At 29.9% G+C, this 25,698-nt stretch carries 23 protein-coding genes and 3 pseudogenes; 25 read left to right on the top strand and 1 reads right to left on the bottom strand.

Annotated elements, in window-relative coordinates; translation table 11 throughout:
- The 5 genes and pseudogenes from KPL38_RS02365 to KPL38_RS02385 form a co-directional block, all read left to right on the top strand.
- Window positions 1-190 (top strand): annotated as a pseudogene (locus KPL38_RS02365) (IS30 family transposase); the annotation flags it as partial.
- Window positions 191-545: 355 nt separating this feature from the next.
- Window positions 546-1,265, top strand: a complete 720-nt coding sequence (locus KPL38_RS02370) for a WecB/TagA/CpsF family glycosyltransferase (RefSeq protein ID WP_216286420.1) — start codon at window positions 546-548, stop codon at window positions 1,263-1,265.
- Between the two features lie 181 nt (window positions 1,266-1,446).
- Entirely contained in the window at window positions 1,447-2,421 is a 975-nt protein-coding gene (locus KPL38_RS02375; protein WP_216286422.1) for a glycosyltransferase family 4 protein, read from the top strand.
- Between the two features lie 124 nt (window positions 2,422-2,545).
- Window positions 2,546-3,097, top strand: coding sequence for a nitroreductase family protein (locus KPL38_RS02380; RefSeq protein ID WP_216286424.1), 552 nt, complete (start codon window positions 2,546-2,548; stop codon window positions 3,095-3,097).
- 181 nt (window positions 3,098-3,278) lie between these two features.
- Entirely contained in the window at window positions 3,279-4,139 is an 861-nt protein-coding gene (locus KPL38_RS02385) for a DMT family transporter (RefSeq protein ID WP_216286426.1), read from the top strand.
- Window positions 4,140-4,358: 219 nt separating this feature from the next.
- Here KPL38_RS02385 and KPL38_RS02390 read toward each other — a convergent pair whose 3' ends face one another.
- A complete protein-coding gene (locus KPL38_RS02390) occupies window positions 4,359-4,727 on the bottom strand; it encodes a catalase-related domain-containing protein (RefSeq protein ID WP_246577777.1) in 369 nt (122 codons plus the stop codon).
- A 222-nt stretch (window positions 4,728-4,949) separates the two neighbouring features.
- On the opposite strand from KPL38_RS02390, the gene hutH reads away from it, so the two are divergent.
- From hutH to KPL38_RS02475, 20 genes and pseudogenes are all read left to right on the top strand, one after another.
- A complete protein-coding gene (gene hutH, locus KPL38_RS02400; protein WP_216286438.1) occupies window positions 4,950-6,473 on the top strand; it encodes a histidine ammonia-lyase in 1,524 nt (507 codons plus the stop codon).
- Window positions 6,474-6,553: 80 nt separating this feature from the next.
- Window positions 6,554-7,450, top strand: coding sequence for a glutamate formimidoyltransferase (ftcD, locus tag KPL38_RS02405; RefSeq protein ID WP_216286447.1), 897 nt, complete (start codon window positions 6,554-6,556; stop codon window positions 7,448-7,450).
- A 27-nt stretch (window positions 7,451-7,477) separates the two neighbouring features.
- Entirely contained in the window at window positions 7,478-8,722 is a 1,245-nt protein-coding gene (hutI, locus tag KPL38_RS02410) for an imidazolonepropionase (RefSeq protein WP_246577778.1), read from the top strand.
- A 147-nt stretch (window positions 8,723-8,869) separates the two neighbouring features.
- On the top strand, window positions 8,870-9,505 hold the full coding sequence (locus KPL38_RS02415) for a cyclodeaminase/cyclohydrolase family protein (protein WP_216286449.1): 636 nt from the start codon (window positions 8,870-8,872) through the stop codon (window positions 9,503-9,505).
- A 176-nt stretch (window positions 9,506-9,681) separates the two neighbouring features.
- The gene (locus KPL38_RS02420; RefSeq protein ID WP_216286451.1) at window positions 9,682-11,436 is read left to right on the top strand and encodes an Eco57I restriction-modification methylase domain-containing protein; all 1,755 of its coding nucleotides are present in this window, start codon (window positions 9,682-9,684) and stop codon (window positions 11,434-11,436) included.
- A gap of 52 nt (window positions 11,437-11,488) precedes the next feature.
- Window positions 11,489-11,617, top strand: coding sequence for a hypothetical protein (locus KPL38_RS19935; RefSeq protein ID WP_281419315.1), 129 nt, complete (start codon window positions 11,489-11,491; stop codon window positions 11,615-11,617).
- A gap of 75 nt (window positions 11,618-11,692) precedes the next feature.
- Window positions 11,693-11,935, top strand: coding sequence for an acyl carrier protein (locus KPL38_RS02425; protein WP_216286460.1), 243 nt, complete (start codon window positions 11,693-11,695; stop codon window positions 11,933-11,935).
- Window positions 11,936-12,053: 118 nt separating this feature from the next.
- Window positions 12,054-13,403, top strand: coding sequence for an AMP-binding protein (locus KPL38_RS02430; RefSeq protein WP_312884138.1), 1,350 nt, complete (start codon window positions 12,054-12,056; stop codon window positions 13,401-13,403).
- A gap of 7 nt (window positions 13,404-13,410) precedes the next feature.
- Window positions 13,411-14,532 carry a LuxE/PaaK family acyltransferase gene (locus KPL38_RS02435; protein ID WP_312884137.1) on the top strand — a complete coding sequence of 374 codons (1,122 nt, stop codon included), beginning with the start codon at window positions 13,411-13,413 and terminating at the stop codon, window positions 14,530-14,532.
- Window positions 14,529-15,833 (top strand): acyl-CoA reductase, encoded by a 1,305-nt coding sequence (locus KPL38_RS02440; protein WP_216286470.1) that lies wholly within the window; start codon window positions 14,529-14,531, stop codon window positions 15,831-15,833. Before KPL38_RS02435 ends, KPL38_RS02440 begins: the two co-directional genes overlap by 4 nt.
- Window positions 15,834-15,974: 141 nt before the next feature.
- Window positions 15,975-16,385, top strand: a complete 411-nt coding sequence (locus KPL38_RS02445; RefSeq protein WP_216286472.1) for a MaoC family dehydratase — start codon at window positions 15,975-15,977, stop codon at window positions 16,383-16,385.
- A 122-nt stretch (window positions 16,386-16,507) separates the two neighbouring features.
- Window positions 16,508-18,307, top strand: a complete 1,800-nt coding sequence (locus KPL38_RS02450; RefSeq protein WP_246577779.1) for a sigma 54-interacting transcriptional regulator — start codon at window positions 16,508-16,510, stop codon at window positions 18,305-18,307.
- Window positions 18,308-18,622: 315 nt separating this feature from the next.
- Window positions 18,623-20,077: a 4-hydroxyphenylacetate 3-hydroxylase family protein gene (locus KPL38_RS02455; RefSeq protein WP_216286474.1), complete on the top strand. Its 1,455-nt coding sequence runs from the start codon at window positions 18,623-18,625 to the stop codon at window positions 20,075-20,077.
- Between the two features lie 91 nt (window positions 20,078-20,168).
- Window positions 20,169-20,507, top strand: a complete 339-nt coding sequence (locus KPL38_RS02460) for a NifU family protein (RefSeq protein ID WP_216286476.1) — start codon at window positions 20,169-20,171, stop codon at window positions 20,505-20,507.
- Window positions 20,491-20,691: pseudogene (locus KPL38_RS20495) on the top strand (hypothetical protein); the annotation flags it as partial. The gene KPL38_RS02460 and the pseudogene KPL38_RS20495, both read left to right, overlap by 17 nt.
- A gap of 90 nt (window positions 20,692-20,781) precedes the next feature.
- Window positions 20,782-22,080 (top strand): annotated as a pseudogene (locus tag KPL38_RS02465) (acetyl-CoA hydrolase/transferase family protein).
- Window positions 22,081-22,239: 159 nt separating this feature from the next.
- Window positions 22,240-22,758, top strand: coding sequence for a hypothetical protein (locus KPL38_RS19525; RefSeq protein WP_246577780.1), 519 nt, complete (start codon window positions 22,240-22,242; stop codon window positions 22,756-22,758).
- Window positions 22,755-23,084 carry a hypothetical protein gene (locus KPL38_RS19530; protein WP_246577781.1) on the top strand — a complete coding sequence of 110 codons (330 nt, stop codon included), beginning with the start codon at window positions 22,755-22,757 and terminating at the stop codon, window positions 23,082-23,084. The genes KPL38_RS19525 and KPL38_RS19530 overlap by 4 nt, the downstream gene beginning before the upstream one ends.
- A gap of 65 nt (window positions 23,085-23,149) precedes the next feature.
- Window positions 23,150-23,278 carry a hypothetical protein gene (locus tag KPL38_RS19940; RefSeq protein WP_281419316.1) on the top strand — a complete coding sequence of 43 codons (129 nt, stop codon included), beginning with the start codon at window positions 23,150-23,152 and terminating at the stop codon, window positions 23,276-23,278.
- Window positions 23,279-23,717: 439 nt separating this feature from the next.
- Window positions 23,718-25,088 carry an aldehyde dehydrogenase family protein gene (locus KPL38_RS02475; RefSeq protein WP_216286478.1) on the top strand — a complete coding sequence of 457 codons (1,371 nt, stop codon included), beginning with the start codon at window positions 23,718-23,720 and terminating at the stop codon, window positions 25,086-25,088.
- Window positions 25,089-25,698 lie beyond the last annotated feature (610 nt).

The raw sequence follows: 25,698 nt of genomic DNA on the forward strand, positions 1-25,698 counted from the left end.
AGGAACTAACGAACGTCACAATGGACTAATTCGTCGCTTCATTCCTAAAGGAAACCGTATGTCAGATTATAGTGTCTCTGATATTTCATTCATCGAGGAATGGATGAATACGCTTCCTAGGCGTATACTCCAATATAAAACTCCTGAAGATCTATTCGAAGCACAATTAGATATAATTTATGCAGCATAAGTAAATTCAACGATTTAAGTCATAAATACAAATTGGTTCAACTTGTTATTGCAATTGATCATATTTTAATATTAATGAATAGTTAATAAATCCATTTAAATTATACAAACACAATGATTTAGGATATAATAACATATGTTGTAATTTCACAGAATAGAAGTTTAAAAAATATATTTAGTAATTTTAAAAATGATGTAGAAGGATTAATGAAGTGGCAACAGATTTAAAACCAGATAAGGTTACTTTTGTGTTTTATTAGCTACAACAGAGGCATTGTTAAATAATAATTACAAGAAAAGTTAAGCGTTTGTCTTAATTATTGCATCTATAGAATGTAAATTTTTGGGGAGGTTTTATGACAACAAGAATTTTAGAATATGAGATTTTTAATGACAGCATGAAAGAATTACTTGAAAATATAAGTAATTTAGATAAAGTACATATTGTTTCTGGAAATCCAGAAGTACTTTTTAACGGATTACAAAACAGTGTATTGCTAGATAATTTTACTAGCAAAATGTCTGTTATTATACCAGATGGAGTTGGTACTGTAATATGTTCCAAAATTGTAAAACAACCAGTGAAGGAAAAAATTGCTGGTGTAGAAGTCATGGATAATATAGTAAAAAAATGTGAAAAAGAAAACAAAGGAATATATTTATTAGGTTCTACAAAAAAAACAGTTGATATGTGCAACATTAATTTAAGAACGAAGTACCGAAAATTAAATATTTTAGGAAGTCATGATGGATATTTTGAAATCGATGATTGCGAAAAAATATTAAAAGATATAGAAAAAGTTAAACCAGAAATACTATTTGTAGCGATGGGTTGTCCAAGGCAAGAAATTTTTATATCAAAATATATGGACAGACTTCCTTGTAAGGTATTTATGGGCGTTGGTGGAAGTTTTGATATTATAGCTGGTAATGTCAAACGTGCACCTAGATGGATGATAAAGTTAGGAATTGAATGGCTATTTAGAGTGGTAAAACAACCATTTAGAATTACTAGATTATCAAATATATTTAAATTCATTTTGTTAGTAATAAAAGACAAGCATAAAAGCAAATAGTTACTAGGTTTAAAGATAAATAAAGGAGGAGAGTTCTATTAAAGTTTTACATATAATATCTGGCAATGACAATGGTGGAGGTGGGAAACACGTACTAAATATATGCAACAAAGGTAATAAAAATTTTGAAAATATACTAGGGTGCATAGGAGAAGGTCCACTTTACCAAAAAGCAAAAGTTATGGATATTAGTTATAAACTCTTTAGTAAGAAGCTTAATAACATAGAGTTAGTGCATTTTGTAAACCACAATTCAATAGATATCGTCAGTTTTCATGGTGCAAAACCATTTTTAATACACTTGATTTTAAAAAATAAATTAAATTTACCTACGGTGGCTGTCGTTCACAGTGATTATAGATATGATTTTCTTAATAGTAAATTTAAATATTTTATTTTCACTCCTCTGAGTATTTTGGGTCTAAAGAGCTTTAAAAGTTATATTTGTGTATCAAATAATTTGAAAAATCTATTAGTAGAGAAAAAAATCATGGGTAATAAGGCTGTTATAAACAACGGTATAGATTTAAAAGAAGTTAGTATTGGAATATCTTCGGAGCATATACGAAATAATTTGAATTTAAAGGAAAAAGAATTTATATATGTAATGGTTGCAAGGCTTCACCCTATAAAAAATCATAAGGAGGTAATACTGGCTTTTAAAAAACTAGTTTCTGAATTTCGTGATGTAAAATTGTTAATTGTTGGTGATGGAGACATGAAAAGTGAATTAGAAAAATTAATATTAGAGTTAAAGATAGCTGATAGAATTATTATGGTAGGAGATGTTCCAAATCCAATAGATTACATTAATGCTGGGAATGTTAGTGTGTTAGCATCTTTAAGTGAGGGAGGAGCGCCACCTTTAACAGTTTTAGAATCGGGAACGGTGAAAAAATCTTTGATTTATACACAGGTAGGGGATTTAGAAAGTATACTAAGTGAAGATAGTGGTTATAAAATATCTCAATATAATAATGAAAATATTTACAAGGCGATGAAATATGCTTATTTAGATAAAAGTAATATAGATGTAAAAGGTGAAAATTTATATAATATTGTTATTAATAATTTTACTATAGAAATATTTTGGTCAAATTATTTTAAAATTTTTAAAGATGTAATAAATAAATTTGAATTAAATGGAAATAATTGATATTTTAATTAATGATTGAAGAATGTGTAAATATATTTATGAAAACAGTTTTTAAAATTTATCTAAAGATAACTACATTATTTAGACAATAATTACACATACTAAGTTTAAAGGAGTGTGTTATATGGAATTTTATGATGTAGTTAAAGGTAGAAAGAGTATTAAGAAATTTAAAAATACCCCAGTAAATGCAGATAAATTAGCTAGAATGATTGATGCAGCGATGATGTCACCCTCATGGAAAAATAATACTTCGTATAAATTTATTTTAGTGGATGAAAAAAAAGAAATAGAACAAATTTCTAAATCTATAAACAATAAGGATAATTCTGCAGCACAATCTATACTTGATGCGCCAATGACTGCCGTTATAGTAGCAGATCCTAATGCGTCCGGAGAAGTAGAAACCAAAGAATATTATTTAGTTGATAGTGCAATAGCTATGGAACATTTTATTTTATCGGCTACTAATGAGGGCTATGGAACTTGTTGGATTGCGGCAGTTAATGAAGATATGATTAAGAAAACACTGTCAATTCCACAAAATTATAAGGTAGTTGCTATAACTCCACTTGGAGAAATTGCAGAAAGTAAAAATCATTATGATAAAAAAAATGTAAAAGATTTTGTATTTTCAAATACTTGGAATAATGCTTTTACTGAAAATACAAAGTAGACATTATTAAGTTTGTTTCTAAATAAAGACTCTGTGACTGCATATGCAGACATGGAGTCTTTATTTAAGTAAAAAGTTATATTTAAATGATGAAAATTTAACATAAAGATGGTACAATTTTAGTAGTCAATAAAATGTTATTTATTTTAAGGTGTTTTATATTGAAACAAGGAGGAATACTATGGAAAAAACAAAAGGAATTTTATATATTATTCTGTCTGCTTGTGCTTTTGGTATAATGCCGATACTTGCAAAATTGTCATATCGGGGGGGGGCAAATACTTATACCACATTATTCCTTAGGTTTTTTTTTGCAGCTATTATGCTTTTGTATTATTTGAAATCGAAAGGCATATCTTTGAAACTAGCTAAAAAACAATTGATTTTAGTATTAATTATTGGAGTATTTGGATTTACATTTACAACTTCTAGCTTATTTATGTCATACAATTATATAAGCATAGGAATGGCAAGTATGATTTTTTATACATATCCATCTATTGTTACTTTATTGTCTTATGTAATTTATAAAGAAAAAATATATTCAAGAAAAATAATCTCTTTGGTTATTTCCTTAATTGGTATTTATATATTAATAGACATTAGAAGTGCTACTTTTAATTTAAAAGGAGTAATACTTGCAGGTATAGCTGCAATACTTTATTCATTATATGTTATAGGAGCATCTCATAAAGAATTTAGAAATATCAACAGCTATGTGTTAACTTTTTATATATCTTGTGCATCTGCAGTTGTAATGTTTTTAGCTGCTAGCACTACAAGAAATTTTAATATTAATATTTCTTTTTATGCACTTGTGGCAATATTGTTAATAGCATTTATATCTACAGTTGTGGCATTAATGACATTTTTAGAAGGCGTTAGAATAATAGGTCCCTCTAAAGCTTCAATATTTAGCACAATTGAACCTATAGTTGGTTTGATGATGGGAACGTTGGTTTTAGGTGAGCCTATTTCATCTAGGATTATAGTTGGAAGTATTATGATTGTAATGTCAGTTATTATACTAACTAAAGAATAATTAAACTTTTAGTCATTCATAAATTTTGTATGTAAATTTTCCTTTTAGAAGTAAATCAAGTATTATTATCAATCGCTAATTTATTTAAAAAGTCCCAATAATATACCCCTCTAAACCCTCAATTTTAATTAATATTCAGGTTTTAGGGGGAATATTAGTTATAGGAGCAATAATATTAAGATAAAAATTGTAATTTAGATTGGATATTATAAATAATAACTAGATTTTTAAACCTCTTGCAATCCTGTTTCCAAAATCTTTATTTGCTTTCAAAAAATGTACTAACATTTTCTCTTGAATAGGTTTTATAGCAGTACTTAGTGATTCAACTATATTCGAAACTAAATTATCTTGTTCAAGGCTATTCATTGAACAGTATCTTTCTCCTGCTTGGGCATAGTCATTGTTTTTGTATGTTGATGCTTTCCTTATTACATTACCTTTAACAAAAGGCTTTTCAGAAATACCTGTTTCTGGTGCCTGTTTTGGAAGAACACATCCAAGTGAATTAGGATAGTAATTTGTACTCCCGTGGTTTGGCATTACCTGCATTAATCCATTTATAGGTATTAGCGCTGAATCCTTCAATATGTGTGTAGCTCTTAATTGTGCCTATGTCTGTAAACAAGTAAGTGAGCATATTAGTTGATTTTATAGAATTTAAAACAAATTAATAATAGTTTATCATGGTAATGTATTAACGAAGTAAAAATATTCATAATATTCAATATCAATTTTTAAAAAGGATTATTAGGGTAGAATAAAGAATATTAATAATATTAAACATTTATCAAGAAAAGGGGAAAACTAATGAGCGTGATAAAAATAAATGGAAATAATCTAACTTTAGAGGAAATAGTGATGGTTGCAAGAAAAGGATATAAGGTTGAACTAACTAAAGATGCTCAGGAAAGAGTTATAAAATCTAGAGCTATTGTTGATGATATAGTCGATAACAATAAGGTGATATATGGTATTACAACTGGTTTTGGTAAATTTAGTGATGTAACAATATCAGGGGATGACTGTAAGAAATTGCAACGAAATCTTATAATTTCTCATGCTTGTGGAACTGGAAAGAGTTTTTCAAATGAAATTATAAAAACTATAATGCTATTAAGGGCGAATGCTCTCTCAAAAGGTTATTCCGGGATAAGGCTTAGTACATTAAAAACTTTAATTGAAATGATTAATAAAGACGTTAATCCAATAATTCCTGAAAAGGGTTCTCTTGGAGCATCAGGCGATTTAGCACCATTGTCGCACATGGTTCTTGTAATGATTGGTGAAGGTGAAGCCGAATATAATGGTGAAATTTTAAAAGGTATAGATGCTATGAATAAGGCAGAAATAAAAATTGTAGAGCTTACAGCAAAAGAAGGGTTGGCACTTATAAATGGGACTCAGGTTATGACTGCAGTTGGTGCATTAGCTGTATATGATAGTATAAATCTATTAAAGATAAGTGACATTGCAGCAGCATTAAGTCTAGAAGCATTACGAGGCGTACGAGATGCCTTTGATCCTAGAACACATTCTATAAGGCCACATAAAGGTCAAATTCAAACTGCTAAGAATATATTAAATCTTACGCAGGGTAGTTCTTTTATAACATCTCAAGGAGAAATAAGAGTTCAAGATGCCTACTCATTAAGATGTATACCTCAAGTTCATGGTGCAAGCAAAGATGCAGTGGCATATGTTAAAAGCAAAGTTGAAATTGAAATTAATTCTGTGACTGATAATCCGATAGTTACAGAAGAAGGGGACGTTATTTCTGGAGGTAATTTTCATGGTCAGCCTATGGCATTAAGTTTTGACTTCTTAGGGATAGCAATGGCTGAAATCGCAAGTATCTCAGAAAGAAGATTGGAGAGACTTATTAATTATCAACTAAATGATTTACCAGCATTTTTAGTAAAAGAAGGAGGCTTAAATTCAGGTTTTATGATAACTCAATATGCCGCCGCAGCATTGGTGTCTGAAAATAAAATTTTAGCACATCCTGCTTCAGTTGATTCTATTCCATCCTCAGCAAATCAGGAAGACCATGTAAGCATGGGTACAATTGCTGCTAGAAAAGGTAGAGATATTATTGAAAATGTTCAAAGAGTACTTGCAACTGAGATTATGGCAGCTTGTCAGGCTATAGATTTTAGGGATGGTTATACTCTAGGTATAGGTACAAAAGAGGCTTATAAAGTTGTACGCAAGAATGTAGAGTTTATTGAAAAGGATAAAATTATGTATATTGAATTAGATAAAGTCACTAATTTAATTAAGAATGGAACAATATTAGAAAGTGTAGAAAAAAAGGTCAAAGTAATAGTTTGAATAATTACCATATTTTATAGTATTTATTTTATATAGTATTTATTTTATATAGTGTAAAAAATATTATGGAGGTATAAGAAATGGCAAGAATAGTTGAATGTATTCCTAATTTTAGCGAGGGAATCAATAAAGAAGTAATTGAGAAAATAGTTGATGCTATTAGAGGCACTGAAGGAATAAGATTATTAGATTATGCATCGGACGGTGACCATAATAGAACTGTCGTTACTTTTCTTGGCACACCAGAGAAAGTAGAAGATGCTATTATATCAATGGCGAGAAGAGTTTATGAAAATATCGATATGAGATGTCAAAAAGGTGCACACCCTAGAATGGGAGCTTTAGATGTAGTACCTTTTGTGCCAATTAGTGGTGTAACTATGGACGAATGTGTTGATTTAGCAAATAGGGTAGGGAGTTTAATAGCAAGTAAATTTGATGTGCCTGTTTACTTATATGAAAAAGCAGCTACTGTAGCGCATAGGGAAAACTTAGCTGCAATAAGGAAGGGACAATATGAAGGTTTCTTTGAAAAAATAAAAGAAGACAAATGGGTACCGGATTATGGCAATGCTAAAGTAAATGCTATAGGTGGTTGCATTGCAATTGGCGCAAGGGTACCATTAGTGGCATTTAATGTGAATTTGGGTACTGACAATCTTGATATTGCTGATAAAATTGCTAGAAGTGTTAGGAGTATTGGAGGAGGATTAAGATTTGTAAAGGCCATGGGGGTAAAACTTGAAGACAGAAATATATCCCAGGTATCTATGAACTTAGTTGATTACGAAAAGACAGGAATATATAAAGCTTTTGAAATGGTAAAAATGGAGGCAAAACGTTATGGGGTTCCCGTAATTGGAAGTGAAGTTATTGGATTATTACCAATGGATGCATTAATACAAAGTGCACAATATTATTTGCAAATAGAGGACTTTTCAACGAAACAGATTTTAGAAAAGAGAATCTGGGAATAAAACTAATTTAGAGTGGAGGAAAGTAAGTTGGATATAGTAATAAAAAACATTGAGTGTCTAGTTACTTGTAAAGGAAGTTATAGGAAAAAAGGTCAAGAAATGATGGATGCTAAAATCAAAGGCGATGCATATGTAGTAATTGAAAATGATAAAATAAAAGCCTTAGGTGAAGGAGATGGTTATAAAAAATATATAACTTGTGACAGTACGATTATTGATGGACATTTTAAAACAGTTACACCAGGGTTAATTGATCCTCATACGCACGTTGTATATGCTGGGTCAAGAGAAAACGAATTGCCACTAAAGCTTAACAAGGCAGGCTATATTGAAATATTGAATAGTGGTGGTGGAATACTGAGTACAGTTAATGACACTAGAACAATCAAAATTAAGCAACTAGTAGAAGAAAGCGGAAAAAGATTGAACATAATGCTTAAACATGGAACTACTACGGTTGAAAGTAAATCAGGATATGGGCTTAACTTACAAACAGAGGTTAAAATTCTTGAGGTAAATAAGATCCTTAATGAAACGCATCCCATAGATGTTGTATCAACATTTATGGGAGCACATGCAGTGCCAAAGGAATATAAAATGGATCGTGAAGGTTATATTGAAGAAATAATTAATAATATGATTCCATATATATGTGAAAATAAACTTGCGGAGTTTATTGATTGTTTTTGTGAGAAAGGTGTTTTTTCTGTAGATGAGTGTAGACGCATTTTAATGGCTGGAGAAAAGTTGGGACTAAAAATAAAAATCCATGCGGACGAAGTGGAAACAATTAATGGTGCTGAACTTGCAGGGGAGTTAAAAGCAATATCTGCAGAACATTTGGTTGCAATAACAGATGAGGGAATAGCATCTTTAGCACAAAATGATGTGGTTGCAGTCTTATTACCATCAACATCTTTTTATCTAATGCTAAACAATTTTGCAAATGCAAGAAAAATGATAGAACAAGGAGTTACTGTAGCTCTTGCTACTGACTGCAATCCAGGCACTTCCCCAACAGAGTCATTACAAACGGTGATGACATTTGCTTGTTTTGGTATGAAAATGTTCCCCGAAGAAATTATTAATGCAATGACAATAAACGCTGCTTGCGCAATAGGAAGAGAGAAAGAAATAGGTAGCATTGAGATAGGGAAAAAAGCTGATATAGTTATTTTTGATAGTAGAAATTTAAATTACTTAATATATCACTTTGGAGCAAATGCGGTGGAAGTAGTAATAAAAAGCGGAAAAATTGTAGTGCAAAATTAATTATTGTTGTAGCATTGACAATGGGTAAGTTAAGTTTAATAATATAATAAGTGTTGAACGTAGAGTACGAACTAGAAATTTTTATAATATAAACAATGTATATTGATTATAAAAAATACATTATATATTGAAAGGAGTACACAACATATGTTAGATCAAAAAACTGTTAGAGCATTTATTACTGAGTTAGGTTCCAACTCGCCGGCACCAGGAGGTGGAAGTGTGGCAGCACTTGGAGCATCTTTAGCTACTGCATTAGCCTCTATGGTATTCAATTTAACTGTTGGCAAGAAGGCTTATAATGAATATAGCGATGAAGACAAAACTATTGTTAATAAAAACTTAGAGTTATGTCTTCAAAATCAGGATGAATTTTTGAAACTAATGAACAAAGATACTGAATTTTTTTTAAGTCTTATGTCAGCTTTTAAACTTCCAAAGGAAAGTAATGAAGAAAAGGAAGTTCGAAGCATTAAAATCCAAGGAGGATATCTAGGAGCATTACAGATTCCATTACGTGTCGCAGAGGAAGCATACAAAATATATGATTATATTAATGTAGCAGTAAAATTGGGCAATAAGAATGCAATTTCTGATGCAGGTGTGTCGGCATTAATGCTACAAGCATCTATTGAAAGTGCAATATTAAATGTTAAAATAAATCTCTTAAGTATTAAGGATGAAAATTACAAAGAAAAAATCAATGTAAAATGCGAAAAATTAATAAAACAAGGCAGATTAAACCGAGATCAAATTTTATTTGTTGTTAATGAAAATTTGTAAGTTGTAGTAGAAAAACAGAACATATTAAGAAGTACATAGTTCACCATAATAAGCATTTATGATATACTTTAAAAGACTTTTAAATAAAAACAATGTGTATTAACACAAGAATTATATGGTTATATAAATATAACTTATAAGATTTTAGTTGTAGTCACATAGGTAGGAGATAATAAATGCTTGAAATGTTAAAACAGAAAATATTTGAATTATACAATATTATTTTAGGCCCAATAGATGATGTTTTTAAGAAAATCGCATTGAAAAATTATAAAAGAGATATAGAGGGATCACAGAAAAAAAGCTTTGGTGAAGTTTATTATGAGTTTATAAAAAATAACAAAGAAAAAGGAACAGTATATACTCCAGAACCTATTACTATTTATATGATAGAAAATACAATAAAAGCTAAGCAGTTGATTGAAAATCCTTTTATTAAAATTGTGGATCCTTCTTGTGGAACAGGCAATATACTAATTTGTTGTTTCAAGTATCTTAAAGATTTATATAAAGATAATTTAGAAAAAATAAATGAAAATAACGGATTGAACTTAAATGCTAAAAACATTGATAATCACATAATAACATATAATTTATATGGGTTTGATATTGACGACATAGCTGTAAAAATTCTTATTATCGATTTATATGATTTAAGTCAGGGTAATGTGTCAAGCAATATTTTTAATACGGATTTTTTATTATATGAAAATGAGGTAAAATTTGATATAGTTATTGGTAATCCACCCTATGTAGGTAAAAAATCTATAGATAATGAGTATGCATCTTATTTAAAAGTAAGATACAAAGAAGTATATAGAGATAAAGGCGATTTATCTTATTGCTTTTTTAAAAAGGCATTAGAAGATTTAAATGAGATGGGAAGGCTTACTTTTATTACCTCAAGATATTTTCTGGAATCTCCTAGTGGGAAATTTTTGAGGAAGGTTTTAAAAAAAGATTGCAGTATAGATAAAATTATTGACTTTTATGGCATAAGGCCATTTAAAAATGTTGGAATAGACCCTTTAATTATGTTTATAACGAATTATAAAAATGAAGATAATGAAATTGAAATTATAAAACCAATAAAAGCAAAAGGAAAAAACAAAAAAGAGTTTTACAATAGCGTGTTCCTAAAAAATGGTAATAAATTTAATAGCTTTTTTCTTAATAAACAACAAATAAATGATGATGGCTGGATTTTAATTGACGAAAAAGAGAAAAATATAATAAATAAAATAGAACAAAAAAAAATGACAACGTTAAGTAATATTTGCAATAGTTATCAGGGAATAATAACAGGGTGTGACAAAGCGTTCGTTGTGAGTAATGATGTTGTTTTAAGAGAGAATATTGAGAAAAATATAATAAAACCATGGATTAAAAGTAGCTATATAGAAAAAAATGAAGTTTTAAGAAGGGACAGTTATATAATATATTCAGATTCAATAAAAAATATACAAGAATATAATAATGCTATAGCTCATATTGGTTTACACAAAAATAAGCTATTAAGTAGAAGAGAATGTCAAAGTGGTATTAGAAAATGGTATGAACTTCAATGGGGAAGGAATCAAAACATATTTGAGGGTGAAAAAATAATTTTCCCATATAAGGCAAGTAGTAACAGGTTTGCTATTGATAAAGGAAGTTATTTTAGTGCAGATGTTTATGCATTGACATTAAAAGAAAATGTTCCTTTTACTTATGAATTTTTATTATATTTGTTAAATAGTAAAATTTATGAATTCTATTTTAAGACATTTGCTAAAAAATTAGGGGAAGATGCTTATGAGTATTATCCAAATAATTTAATGAAATTATGCATTCCTGATATGATAGATGTTAAGAACAGCGACGAAAATTATTTGTATGAATATTTTAATTTAAGTGAAGAGGAGAAAAGAATTATACTTAGTGAAGTATAATTCTTTTCTTTGGCATAAAAATTGCTTCATATATTGTATAGGAGGCGATTATGTGGAAATTACAATTAGTGATGATGCATTAAAATACCTAAATAAAAACAACGCAAATTCTTTTATAATTTACACAATAGAAAATGACACGAGTGATGGATGTTGTGGTGGAATGATTAAAAAGATTTAATTAATTAAAATTGAAAGTTGGCATACGTTTTGCTACATATAAAATATAACAAAATAAATATTGGGAGGAATTATTATGAGCAATTTAGAAAAATTAAACAAGGTGTTATGTGACACACTCGATATAAAAAAAGTTGAGGATATAAATGATGAAATGGGACCAGATGAAATAGAAGGTTGGGATTCTATAGGACATGTAGAACTTGTAACAAATTTGGAAGAAGTTTTTGATATATCTTTAGATGTAGTGGATATTTCTAGAATGTATACAATAGGCGGCATTAAAAAAATAGTTGGAAAGTATGGCGTTGAGATATGACATTCACAGACTATATTTTTGAGAATTCATCAAAACTGGATAAAACATCTGTTATTTTTAAAGAAGAAATTAGTTATAAGGAAACATATGAAAATGTAAAAAAAAAGCTTCTTTTTTAATAAGTAAAAATTTATCTAAAAGGGATGCTGTACTTTTAGTTTCTGAAAATTCTAATTTCTTTATTGAAAACTACTTTGGGATAATTAAAAGTAGAGCTATATGTGTTCCTATTAATCCAGCTTTAAGTAGTAATGAGATTAAGTATATTATTGATTCTTTAAATATTAAGTTAATTTTTACTCAAAATAAATCCAATGAAAAAATAAAGGCACTTAATTATAAAGATGTTGAAATTTATACAGATAAAAGTGAGCTAAATTCAAGTTGTTATGAGGAAAACAACAATAAGGGAGCTATAAACTTAAAAGAAGATGTGGCTGTAATACTGTTTACGTCTGGGTCTACAGGAAAGCCTAAAGGAGTAATGCTTACCCATTATAATCTCATCTACAATACAAATTCTATACTAGAATACTTGAAGCTTACAAAGGGGGATAGAGTGGAAACGGTACTTCCTTTTTATTATTGTTATGGTACTTCTATTTTGCATACCCATTTTAGAGTAGGAGGAAGTCTTGTAATTAACAATAAATTTATGTTTCCACAAACAGTTGTTGAGGACATAAACAAGTATAATTGTACAGGGTTTTCAGGCGTCCCAAGTACATATCAAATACTTCTTAGGATGACAAATCTGAAAGACACTAAGTTACCAACATTAAGGTATATAACTCAAGCAGGAGGAAAGCTACCAGAAATTTTCATAAAACAGCTTATAGATATTTTAAAAGGCGTAGATATATTTATAATGTATGGTCAGACTGAGGCCACAGCAAGGTTATCTTATTTACCACCAAATTTAATTAATGAAAAGATGAATTCAATAGGAAGAGGCATTAAAGGAACAGAGCTACAAGTTTTAAGTAGCGAAGGAAACAAAGTGAAAGTTGGAGAAACAGGTGAGGTTGTAGCTCAAGGCGACAATATAATGAAGGGATATTTTAATGATAAGCAGTCAACTAATAAAGTACTAAGAAAAGGTTGTTTATATACGGGCGATGTAGCTAAGGTAGATGATGAGGGGTATATATATATAGTAGCAAGAGAAAAAAATATTATTAAAAGTGGTGGAATTAGAATAAGTCCTAAGGAAATAGAGAATGTAATATTACAAATTCCAGAGGTTGTAGAATGCGCTATTATTGGAGTCTTAGATGACATTTTAGGAGAAGCAGTAAAGGCATTTGTAGTACTTATAGATAATAAACATTCAATAGATTTTAAATATATATTAGATTTTTGCAAAAAGCAGTTGCCTTCATATAAAATCCCGAGATATATAGAATTTTTAAGCACTCTTCCCAAAAATTCTTCAGGTAAAATATTAATGACAAAAATAAAGCAATAATAAGAGGGTGAATGAGTTGGAGATTGCAGAGATTATAGATGAATTAGTGCTAGGTAAACAGTTTAATTTGAATCAAAACAATAAAGAAAAGTTACTTTTAAAAACTATATTGTCTCAGTTAGATAGTAACAAGAAAAATCCAAATATAAAATCTATGTATGACAAAATAGGTGTAGATATTAAGGGTATTAAAACATTAGAACAGGTCCCGTATATACCTGTCAATATGTTTAAATGTTTTGATCTTAGAATATGCAAGGTTGATCAGGTGGTAAGAGTACTGCAATCTAGTGCTACTACAACAGGAATTCCTAGTAAAATATATTTAGATAAAAAGACTTCGATAAGACAAACACAAGGGTTAATAAGTACATTATCAAATTTTCTAGGATCCAAAAGAAGACCAATGCTTATTATAGATGATGTTGATAGTAATAAAAAAGGATCTAGTATGACTGCACGTGGTGCAGCTATAAGAGGAGTAAGCACTTTTGCAAGCAATATTTTTTATGTAATGGATAAAGATGAAGGTGAACTTAAAGTGAATATAGATAGACTCCGCGCGTTTGAGCGAAAGTATAATGATGATAAAATTATAATTTATGGATTTACTTATATAGTATGGTCTAAATTTTTAAAAGTATTAAAGCATGAAGAAATACAATTAAATATGCCTAATTTAAAGCTTCTTCATAGTGGTGGTTGGAAAAAACTAATTTCTGAAAAGGTAGAAAAGAAAGTGTTTTCAGAGACTGCTGCAGAGCTGTTTAACACAAAAGCTTCTAATGTGATAGATTTTTATGGAATGGTAGAGCAGTTAGGAGTAGTTTTTATTGATTGTGAATATGGGCATAAACACGTCTCCAATTTTGCAGAAATTATTATAAGAGATATACAGACTCTTGAAGAAGTGAAATTTGGAGAAAGTGGTCTTATTGAGGTTATGAGTATTTTAGGCACTAGTTATCCATCACAGGCTATCTTAACTGAAGATATTGGTGAGTATATAGGTGTAGATGATTGTCCTTGCGGCAGACACGGTAAGTATTTTAGATTTAAGGCTCGAATAGATAAAGCTGAAACTAGGGGCTGTGGAGATACCTTTGCGGAAAGGGAGGTAGGAAGATGATAAATTGTTATGAACTAAATGGTGAATTTAATGAAAAGGGTATAAATTTTGAAGAATTTAATAAAATAGAAACCTGTTTGAATAACAATCTTGCAGAAATTCATAACATCCCAGTTGAAGCTATAATACTTATCATTAACGAATATAGCAAGAAGATATCAAAAAACAGAGAAATATTAAGAATGGAGGGCGCTTCATTCTTATGTTTCTATTTAAAAAAGATAAATATGGAAAAGCAGTTAAAGCTTAACTTAAAAAATATTGAATACTTAAATAAATTTGTGCAGATAGAGGATGAAAAATACATTAAAGCACAACCAAAGGGTATCGTATGTCATTGGATGGCTGGAAATGTGCCTACTCTAGGAATTTATTCAGTGATACAAAGTATACTGTGCAAAAACGGAAATATTTTACGTGTGTCAAAGGGAACTGTTAATGCAATATATAATTTATTAAAGCTGCTTGATAACATTCTTGTTGAGTACATGGGAAATACCTACTCATCTAAAACTTTATTAAAGAATATTGCCCTTATTTATTTTGATAGTTTTGATGAAAATCTTAATTCTTTGATGTCATTAAAAGCTGATGTAAGGATAGTTTGGGGTAGCAAAATAGCGGTAGATGCTATTTGCCTATTACCAAAGAAAACGACTTGTAAAGATTTGATTTTTGGTCCTAAGTATTCGTTTGCTGTTTTTGATAAATCAGCTATCGAAAGCCATGATTTTGAGGAATACTTAGAAAATCTGGTTACAGATATAATTGCATTTGATCAAAAGGGATGTTCTTCACCTCAAGTGTTATTTATAGAGAAAAGCAAACTAAACATAAAAAATATAGCTAAAATGTTAAGTCTAAAATTTGAGAAGATTATTAAAAGATATACTAATTTAGATTTAGATGAGGCTATAGCTGCTAAAATACTTAACAAAAGAGGTGAGTATTTATTAAGCCTGGATAAGCTAGCTTATATAAGTAAGGGACTTCACTATACAATATTAATTGATAAAGAATTGAAGCTTGAGGAAGCTATTACAGGACGAACTATATTTATAAAAGAGGTTAATGATATATTAGAGGTATGTCCATTGATTACTAAAAACATACAGACTATCGGGGTTGCTTCTAAAGATAGAAAGAGGATATTAGAATTTGCAGATAGGGTAACTACAGTTGGAGTAGATAGAGTAGTAAAAATTGGATATATGAATTTTTATGATTCTCCTTGGGATGGTTGTTTAATAATGAGTGAATTAGTTAGATGGTGCTCAATTAGTATAAAAGGTATGATTTAACAACAACTTTAATGATGATTGATAGCAACTTTGGTGATGATTTGACAGCATCGAAGATGATGATTTAACAGCATCGAAGATGATGATTTGACCAAGTTATTATATAAGTTTTAATTTTAAATGTGCATTGGAGGAAAGAAAATGTCAGACATTAATAGTTTCTATATAAGTCAAAGTGAGGAGTATATTAAGAAATTTACTGAGGATGATGTGGAATGTTATGCGAGAATTACAGGAGATTATAATTATATACATATGGATGAAGAAAAAGCTAAAAAATCCTTTTTTAAGGGCAGAATTGTACATGGACAATTAGTGGCCGGAATGATTTCAGCATTGCTCGGAATGAAATTACCTGGTGGAGGTAATATATATTTACAGCAAAATTTAGAGTTTTTAAAACCAGTAAGAATTGGTGATACAATCAAAGCAAAGGTGATTATAACTGAAATAAATTTAAAAAAGAAAGTGTTAGTACTTGAAACATTTTGTATAAATGGACAGGATAAAGTTGTTATAAAAGGAGAAGCCAAGGTCTTGGTGCTAAGATAAAAATAAGGATATTTTTTATTAAACTAGGATATAATTTCATCTTTTCTGATATAATAAAATCAAACTATGTAATTTATAAATAATGTATAGTTTAATTCTATTATAGATTGAGAGGCGTTTTTTTGAAAGTAAGAGAAGTTATGACGAAAAGTGATTTCACACTGAAAAAAAATAATACTTTTTATGAGGCTTCAAAGTTATTTAGTAATAATGAAGTCGAAATTATACCTATATTGGATAAAGACGAAAAATTAATTGGTGTAGTAACTAAAAATGATATAATTAAAAATTTTATTAAAGGAATCAGTCCAGATACATATGTAAAACACATTTTATGTGGCAAAATAAATATTATTAATCAAGATTCTAAAGTAATGGATTACATGAATGCGACAGAAAGGTATATGGCAGTTGAAAATGCAGAAGGTAAATTTGTTGGTATATATAGTACCAAGGACATATTTAAACAACATTTTGTAAATGCAAAGGAAAAAATAAGTGAGCTAAAAAAAAGAATAGACTGCTTTTATGAATGTGATGAGGTTAAGCTTAATTGCATAGAATTGGATGCAATCATTGAAGCATCATTTGATGGTATATATATAACCGATGGCAAAGCTAACACATTAAGGATTAATAAATCTTACGAAAACATAACGGGTTTACAAAGAAAAAATATGATAAATAGAAATATGTATGAATTAGAAAAAGAGGGATATATATCTAAGTCTTCTACTCTTATGGTATTAAAAACAAGAAAATCTAATACAATTGAGCAAGAATTTAATACCGGTAAAAAGGTGTTAGTTTCTAGTAATCCTATATTTGATGAAAAGGGTAATTTAAATATGGTGGTTACAAATGTACGTGATATAACGGAATTATATGAACTTGAAGAACAGTTAGCTAAAAATATGAAGCTTACAGAAAAATATTATTCAGAGATAGAAGTTATGAGAATCCAATATTTAAATCTATCAGATATTATAGCAAAGGATAAAATAATGATAAATTTACTGGAGGTTGCTAAGAGAGTAGCTAATGTGGAGACTACTGTTTTAATATTAGGTGAGACAGGAGTAGGAAAGGAAGAAATTGCGAAATACATACACAAGAATAGTAAGAGAAAGGATAAAAATTTTATAAGAATTAATTGTGGAGCAATTCCTAAAAATCTTATAGAATCTGAGCTTTTTGGGTATGTTAAAGGGGCATTTACAGGAGCTAATAAACAAGGTAAGATGGGACTTTTCGAAGTTGCAGATGGAGGTACAATTTTTTTAGACGAAATTGGAGAACTTCCTTTAGATACACAAGTTAAGTTACTTAGTGTTCTTGAAGAAGGAGAAGTGGCAAGAATTGGAGCCGTGACACCAATTAAGATTGATATAAGAGTATTGGCTGCTACAAATAGAGATTTAGAAGAAATGACCAAAGACAAGACGTTTAGAGCAGATTTATATTATCGATTAAATGTTGTCCCGCTTATTGTACCACCGCTAAGAGAAAGGCGAGGAGATATTGTTCCTTTAGTCCAATATTTTTTATCTAAATTAAATAAGAAATATAGTTTTGAGAAAACATTCACTATTGAGGCGTTGAATACACTCTATAATTACAACTTTCCAGGTAATGTTCGGGAACTCAAAAATATTGTAGAAAGAGTTGTAGTAATGAGCAGTAATGATAAAATATTTAAAAACGATTTGTCAATCAAAAGTTCTTTTAATTTCACGAGAGTCAATATTAATGGTGAGGATATATGCAATTTAAAAGAAGCAGTAGAAAAGCTAGAAGCTAAACTTATTAATAATGCGTTTAATAATGCAGGTAATGTTCGTGATGCTGCAAAAATGCTTGGAATTAATTCTTCTACTTTTTTTAGAAAACGTAAAAGATATTTAGAAAAATATATGTTTTAAAAATGAAACATGTATCAAAAATGAAACAGGAATGAATATTATGTTAAGTACTTACACCCTACAAGCGGTTACAAAATAATCTAATTTTAATTTTTAAAATGTGTTTCATTTATGAGACACATTTTATTTTTTTTATAGATATATTCATAAGAATATCTATAATAAATTGTTAAAATACTAGATGAAATTATTAAAATATTGTTAAATCATAGCATTTATAAAAAAATACCCTATAATTATGATTTTGGCATAGGTATTGCTATATATGTAATTGTAAAGCTACATAAAATATATCTATGAAAGGAATGATTTTTAATGGGATTAATGACAGGAGAACAATACGTAGAAAGTCTTAGAAAATTGGATTTGAAAGTTTATATGTTTGGGGAGAAAGTAGATAATGTTGTAGAAAACCCAATAATTCGTCCTTCAATGAACTCAGTTAAAATGACCTATGATTTAGCTCAAATGCCTGAATATGAGGATTTGATGACTACGACTTCTAGTCTTACAGGAAAAAAGATTAATAGATTTTCTACTCTTCATCAAAGCACTGATGATTTAATTAAGAAAGTTAAAATGCAAAGATTATGTGGACAAAAAACAGCTTCATGTTTCCAAAGATGTGTTGGAATGGACGCTTTTAACTCTGAATATAGTACTACATTTGAGCTAGATAAAGCTCATGGAACAAAGTATCATGAAAATTTCAAAAAGTTTTTAAAATATGTTCAAGATAATGACTTAGTAGTAGATGGAGCAATGACAGACCCTAAGGGTGATAGAGGCTTATCACCCTCAAAACAAGAAGATCCAGATATGTATCTTAGAGTAGTTGAAAGAAGACCTGATGGCATTGTTGTTCGTGGTGCAAAGGCTCATCAAACTGGCATATGCAATTCACATGAAGTTTTAGTTATGCCAACTCAGGCTATGAGACCAGAGGATAAGGATTATGCCGTGTCATTTGCAATTCCAACAGACACAAAAGGTATAATTATGATTCTTGGACGTCAATCTTGTGATACAAGAAAGAGCGAAGAAGGGGCAGATATTGATGTTGGTAATTACAACTATGGTGGAGTAGAAGCTTTAACGATATTTGATAATGTTTTTGTACCAAATGAGCGAATATTTTTAAATGGAGAAACTGAATTTGCAGGAATGATTGTTGAAAGATTTGCAGGATATCATAGACAAAGTTATGGTGGATGTAAAGTTGGTGTAGGTGATGTGCTTATTGGGGCTGCTGCTGTAGCTGCAGAGTATAATGGAACGGCCAAAGTATCCCATATCAAAGATAAATTAATAGAAATGACTCATCTAAATGAAACACTATATGCCTGCGGAATTGCATGCTCTGCAGAAGGTCATAAAACTGAATCAGGTAACTTTATAATAGATTTATTACTTGCAAATGTGTGTAAGCAGAATGTTACAAGATTTCCATATGAAATAGTAAGACTTGCTGAAGATATTGCGGGTGGTCTAATGGTAACTATGCCATCAGATAAAGATTTTAAAGATCCAATAGTTGGACCTTATTGTAAAAAATATTTACAAGGAGTTGCATCTGTAACAACAGAAAACAGAATGAGAATATTAAGATTAATAGAAAATATGTCACTTGGAACAGCCGCAGTTGGTTATAGAACAGAATCAATGCATGGCGCTGGTTCACCACAGGCTCAAAGAATAATGATAGCAAGACAAGGCAATTTACCTCGTAAAAAGGCTCTAGCAAAAGTTATTGCAAGGATAAAAGAATAAAATTTAAATAAATACTTATTTCATATTATAAAATTACAAACATATGTGGGGGATTAAATCTCCCATATATTTCAAAGAATGGAGTGACGAAATGTTATCTAAAGACGAAGTGTTTGATAAAGGAGATATGTATGCAGAAATCGAAAAAATTCTTGAGTTGGAAGTAAGACCCAAGCTAGCAAATCACTACGGAAATATTGAAATTATTAGTTGTTATGATGGAATAGTTGAAGTTAAGCTTATGGGACAATGTAAAGGTTGCCTTTCAGCAAAGTATACTGTTGAGGACTTAGTAGAAGCTACACTTAAAGGAGCAATACCTGGTATTAAAAAGGTAATTCTGAAAAATGAAGTAAGTGAAGATTTATTAAAGCAAGCTAGAAAATTTTTAAATGAAAGTACTAGAAAAACCAATGAAAATTGGAATTAAATATTGTGGAGGATGTAATCCAACTTATGATAGAACAAATGTAGTGTTAAGTTTAAAGAAACATATTAGTAAAGACCATAATATTGAAATGATAAAACAAGATATTGTTTATGATATAGTTATTATTTTATGTGGATGTAGTTGTGCTTGTGTGAGTCATAAAAATATTGAAGCCAAATACGAAAAAGTATGTATAACTAGTGGTAATGAAGAAAATAAACTACTGAATATTATAGATAAAATAAATATCTTATCCTTGGGGAGAGTGGTAGATATAAACTTTGAAGAAATATATAAATCAAAGGTTATTACTGCTGAGCAAGCAGCATTAATAATAAAGTCTGGTAACAGGGTGGTCATGGGTAATGCAGTAGGAGAACCAACAGCAGTTATAGATGCAATGGTAGCTAATTGTGAAGCGTATGAGAATGTTGAAATCGTACATATGGTGGCAATGAGCAAAAGCGAATACGCACAACCAGGTATGGAAAAACATTTTAGGCATAACTCACTATCTGTAGGAGGAAGTACAAGGGATGCAGTTAGCTCAGGAAGAGCAGATTTTACACCTTGCTATTTCTGTGAAGTTCCTAGCCTTTTTAAAGAAGAGTTACCAGTAGATGTAGCACTTATTCAAGTATCATCACCTGATGAACACGGTTTTTGTAGTTATGGTGTATCCAATGACTATACAAAGCCAGCAGCAGAATGTGCGAAACTTGTAATTGCAGAAGTGAACAATAGAATGCCAAGAACTATGGGGGATTGTTTTATACATGTTTCTGAAATCGACTACATTGTAGAATTTAATCATCAAGTAATTGAGCTAAACCCTCCTAAAATAGGGAATATTGAGAAAGCTATTGGTGAACATTGTGCATCTTTAGTAGATGATGGTTCAACACTTCAACTTGGAATAGGAGCCATACCAGATGCAGTATTACTATTTTTAAAAGACAAGAAGAATCTTGGAATTCATTCAGAAATGATTTCTGATGGAGTTGTGGAACTAGTTGAAGCAGGAGTAATTACTGGTAAATCTAAAACTATTCATAATGGAAAAATTGTTGTTACATTTTTGATGGGAACTCAAAGACTATACGATTTTGTTAACAATAATCCAATGGTTGAAATGTATCCTGTAGATTATGTAAATAACCCAATTGTTATTATGAAAAATGCAAAGATGATATCAATAAATTCTTGTGTACAAGTGGATCTAATGGGTCAAGTAGCTTCAGAGAGTATTGGTTTAAAACAGATAAGCGGGGTTGGTGGTCAGGTGGATTTTGTACGAGGTTCAAATATGTGTCCTGATGGCAAATCTATTATGGCAATGTGATCCACAGCAGCTAGAGGTAAAATATCTAAAATTGTACCATTATTAGACGAAGGTTCTGCAGTTACAACTGGTAGAAATGATGTGAATTATGTAATTACAGAATATGGGATAGCAAAGCTTAAGGGAAAAAATTTAAGGGATAGGGGGAGAACATTAATAAATATTGCTCACCCAGACTTTAGACTAGCACTTATTCAAGAATGGGAAAAAAGATTTAATGCTGAATTCTAAATCAAATTAAAGTGGGAAATGTCATTCAATGTTTCTTTAGCAATTGTTTGTCTTAATGGTATATTTTATTGCGCACACGTATTATTAGGTGACCCCGTTATACCAGGGTGGGTTACACCAGCTATATGACTTTTAATACTATATGTAAATGGGCTTCCTATGGGACCAGAAAGAGTTCAGGCTCTAATAGCTTTTGAAATGAGTTTAGGAATATTGGCATTTGTTCTTGGAGCGACTGGACTTGGTAAAAAAATAATTTTGTTAGTTCCAAGTGCAATGCAGGCCGGTATCATTATGGGCGCAGGTCTTGCAGCAGTAACTGTAGTATTTGGTAAAGGCGGACGTATTGAGTTATTTCCATATTCTATTGCAATATGCATAGGTTTAGGATTTTATTTGCTATTTTCAAATCATTTTAAAAATATACGAAACAAAAATAAGGTAACTAAAACAATTTCAAATTTAGAAATCTTACCAATAATGTTGCTTGCTATTGTTGTTGGTCCTCTCGTAGGCGAAACTTTATGGTCACATATTCAGTGGGGTTTTTCACATCCAGCATTTGCAGAACTTTGGAGTAAATGGACATTTTGGTCAATAGGTTTCCCACCCGCTATGATGTTTGTAAAAGCTCTTCCAATGGTTTTTCAGCTTATATTATACTATTTGGTGAGATGATTCAAGCACAAGCATTATTAGAGGATGCAGCTCCATCCAGGCCAGATGAGATAATAGATTACAATCCGAATAGATCCCACATGATTTTCGGACTTCGTAACATAATAATGTCAATTATAGGACCAGATTTAACAATGTGTGGACCTCTTTGGGCAGCAATGCAAGTTGTTGTATGTGATAGATATAAACATGGTAGAAAATCAATGGATTCAATAAATGGAGGAACGGGTTCATTCCGTTTTGGTACTTTAACAGGATATTTTCTATTGCCAATAGTTACTCTTGTTACTCCTATTCTAGGTATCGCACTAGTCTCAACAATGTAGGATATGTTTCAGTTAGAATAGGAATATTAAAATCTCATACTTTTAATGATGGGATTGCTGTAGTTATGGCAGCAGTAATAGTAGCAAAAGCTGCAGCTTGGGGAATCGGTGTAGGCATTATATTATGCTTAGTAATACAGCTTGGTAACAAAAAAGAATACGATATAAATATGTTCGAACAAAAATCCATGTAAAAAAACAATTATTGAGCATAGATTTAATTAAAAATAGGCTGTAGATAAATTTATCTGTAGATTATTTTAGCAGACAAATTTATGTAAGTAAAACATAGTAAGGCATTTTTATGAAATAGTAAAACTAGCAAAAAATATAGTTGTAGGAGTTAAATATACTTTTTATACTTACTAAAATACAACAAACTAATATTCATGATTGGTGTTATAATATTAGAAACTTTAGTAATAAAAATATTAAAGTTTTATCTGCTATTCTTGTTGAAATAATATTTGAAAATTTTTGAGGCAAATTTGGTGATATGGAGTAAATTGTTATATTACACTTAAATCTAAGTGTTCGTTTGATGAAAAAACGTTGATAGCAAACCAATAGATAATTCTAGATAAACATTCAATATAGAAAACAGTAAATATTGCAAAGGGGAGGGAAATATAGATGAATAACAAGGCGTATATAAATGAATTGATGGTTAAGGCAAGGAAAGCTCAAATAGCTATTGCAACCTATAACCAAGAACAGGTAGATGCTTTAGTCAAGGTAGTTGGTAAAGCTATATATGACAATGCTAAGATACTTGCAAAAGAAGCAGTAGCTGAAACCCAAATGGGTAACTACAAAGATAAGGTAACTAAGAATAGGGGCAAGGCAATGGTCATATGGAATAGCCTAAAAGGGAAGAATTCTGTAGATATACTTGGGCCAGAAGAAGGAAAAGAAGGAATACTATTAATAGCAAAGCCAAAGGGAGTTATAGGTGCAATTACCCCAACTACAAATCCGATAGTTACACCTATGTGTAATGCTATGTTTGCGTTGAAAGGAAGAAATACAATTATCGTAGCACCTCATCCTAGATCAAAAAATTCTGCAACACATGCTGTTAATCTAATGAATAAGGAATTAAAAAAATTAGGGGCACCAGATAATTTGATCCAAATAGTAGAAGAATCAGATAAAAATATAGTAGCAGAATTAATGTCAGCTGTAGATGTAGTAGTAGCCACTGGTGGAATGGGAAGGGTAGTCGCTGCTTATTCGAGTGGGAAACCAGCTTATGGAGTTGGAGTTGGAAATGTACAGGCTATTATTGACAGAGATTATGATTATGATGAAGCGGCTAAACATATTATTGCAGGAAGAAAATTTGATAATGGTATTATATGTTCGGGAGAACAATCTATTATTTTACCTGTTGAAAAACATGATGAAATAATTGAGGCATTTGTGAATAATGATGCATACTATATTCAAGATGACGAAACAGTTGAAAAGTTTAGAAGTACTATGTTTATAGATGGAAAAATAAATGGTAAAATTGTTGGCAAATCAGTTAAATTTATTGCTGATTTAGCTGGGGTTGTAATTCCAACTAATACTAAAGTAGTCATATTAAAACCTACAGGAGCAGGAGTATTAGATGTACTTTGTAAGGAAAAAATGTGCCCAATTATGATTGCATTTACTTATGATAAATTTGAAGAAGCAGTAGAAATTGCGAGGAAGAACCTTTTAGTTGATGGTATAGGACATACAGTATCTATTCATTCATACAATAAAGCAAACATTGAATATGCAGGAATAAATTTGCCAATAAGTAGATTAATTGTTAATCAAGTATCAGCCATAGGAACCGGTGGAAGTTTTAATAATGGTTTTAATCCGTCTACAACGCTTGGTTGTGGATCTTGGGGAAACAATTCTATATCTGAGAATTTTACATATACCCATTTAATAAATATATCTAGAATAGGATATTTTAACAAAGATGCTAAGGTTCCAACTACAGAAGAAATTTGGGGAGAGTAATATAAATTTAGCAGGTTTTAATTAATTGAGTTTAAAAATTGGAGGCAAAGCGAGAATTATGTAACGTCTTATATTATAGAGTATTAATTTAATTACATAGTTATATATATCAATTAGATGTACAAGTTAAGTTACTTGGTGTATAATAATAAGATGAAGTAGAAAGAGATTGATTTATAGTCATTTTTTATTTAAATTAAATAGTTGTAAATATATTTAATGTGTAAAAGCAATATAAATCTGTAAAAAATTTTATAAACAATTGTGAAAATAATCACAATAACTTATTTATTGTGTTATAGTTTATATGCTTATATTAATTTTTTTATTATTATTTGTGAAAAAAATCACAATATTATATTAATATACACTTAAATCACACTGTATCTAGAAAATATTATATGGTTATAATTTTGATCCAAAGCTCTAAACATATAGTTTTAGAATAAAAACTATCTCACATATTGGAAAATATGCTAAAATAGATGTCTTTAACTATGAATATAAAATAACGAATTAGAAGGTTATAGTTAATAAAACAAAAAGGGCATTTATATTTCGAGTATTTGAAAGAAGGGTTAATGGCATTGTCTTTACTAGGACAAAGAAT

This window comes from Clostridium psychrophilum (genome assembly GCF_018861705.1).
GTDB lineage: Bacteria > Bacillota > Clostridia > Clostridiales > Clostridiaceae > Clostridium_AD > Clostridium_AD psychrophilum.

Bases quoted from the DNA above. Each gene is read 5' to 3' on its own strand.
- KPL38_RS02370 (WP_216286420.1), top strand. From the start codon at position 546: ATGACAACAAGAATTTTAGAATATGAGATTTTTAATGACAGCATGAAA.
- KPL38_RS02375 (WP_216286422.1), top strand. From the start codon at position 1,447: ATGGATATTAGTTATAAACTCTTTAGTAAGAAGCTTAATAACATAGAG.
- KPL38_RS02380 (WP_216286424.1), top strand. From the start codon at position 2,546: ATGGAATTTTATGATGTAGTTAAAGGTAGAAAGAGTATTAAGAAATTT.
- KPL38_RS02385 (WP_216286426.1), top strand. From the start codon at position 3,279: ATGGAAAAAACAAAAGGAATTTTATATATTATTCTGTCTGCTTGTGCT.
- hutH (WP_216286438.1), top strand. From the start codon at position 4,950: ATGAGCGTGATAAAAATAAATGGAAATAATCTAACTTTAGAGGAAATA.
- ftcD (WP_216286447.1), top strand. From the start codon at position 6,554: ATGGCAAGAATAGTTGAATGTATTCCTAATTTTAGCGAGGGAATCAAT.
- KPL38_RS02415 (WP_216286449.1), top strand. From the start codon at position 8,870: ATGTTAGATCAAAAAACTGTTAGAGCATTTATTACTGAGTTAGGTTCC.
- KPL38_RS02420 (WP_216286451.1), top strand. From the start codon at position 9,682: ATGCTTGAAATGTTAAAACAGAAAATATTTGAATTATACAATATTATT.
- KPL38_RS02425 (WP_216286460.1), top strand. From the start codon at position 11,693: ATGAGCAATTTAGAAAAATTAAACAAGGTGTTATGTGACACACTCGAT.
- KPL38_RS02440 (WP_216286470.1), top strand. From the start codon at position 14,529: ATGATAAATTGTTATGAACTAAATGGTGAATTTAATGAAAAGGGTATA.
- KPL38_RS02445 (WP_216286472.1), top strand. From the start codon at position 15,975: ATGTCAGACATTAATAGTTTCTATATAAGTCAAAGTGAGGAGTATATT.
- KPL38_RS02455 (WP_216286474.1), top strand. From the start codon at position 18,623: ATGGGATTAATGACAGGAGAACAATACGTAGAAAGTCTTAGAAAATTG.
- KPL38_RS02460 (WP_216286476.1), top strand. From the start codon at position 20,169: ATGTTATCTAAAGACGAAGTGTTTGATAAAGGAGATATGTATGCAGAA.
- KPL38_RS19525 (WP_246577780.1), top strand. From the start codon at position 22,240: ATGGGACCAGAAAGAGTTCAGGCTCTAATAGCTTTTGAAATGAGTTTA.
- KPL38_RS19530 (WP_246577781.1), top strand. From the start codon at position 22,755: ATGATTCAAGCACAAGCATTATTAGAGGATGCAGCTCCATCCAGGCCA.
- KPL38_RS19940 (WP_281419316.1), top strand. From the start codon at position 23,150: ATGGCAGCAGTAATAGTAGCAAAAGCTGCAGCTTGGGGAATCGGTGTA.
- KPL38_RS02475 (WP_216286478.1), top strand. From the start codon at position 23,718: ATGAATAACAAGGCGTATATAAATGAATTGATGGTTAAGGCAAGGAAA.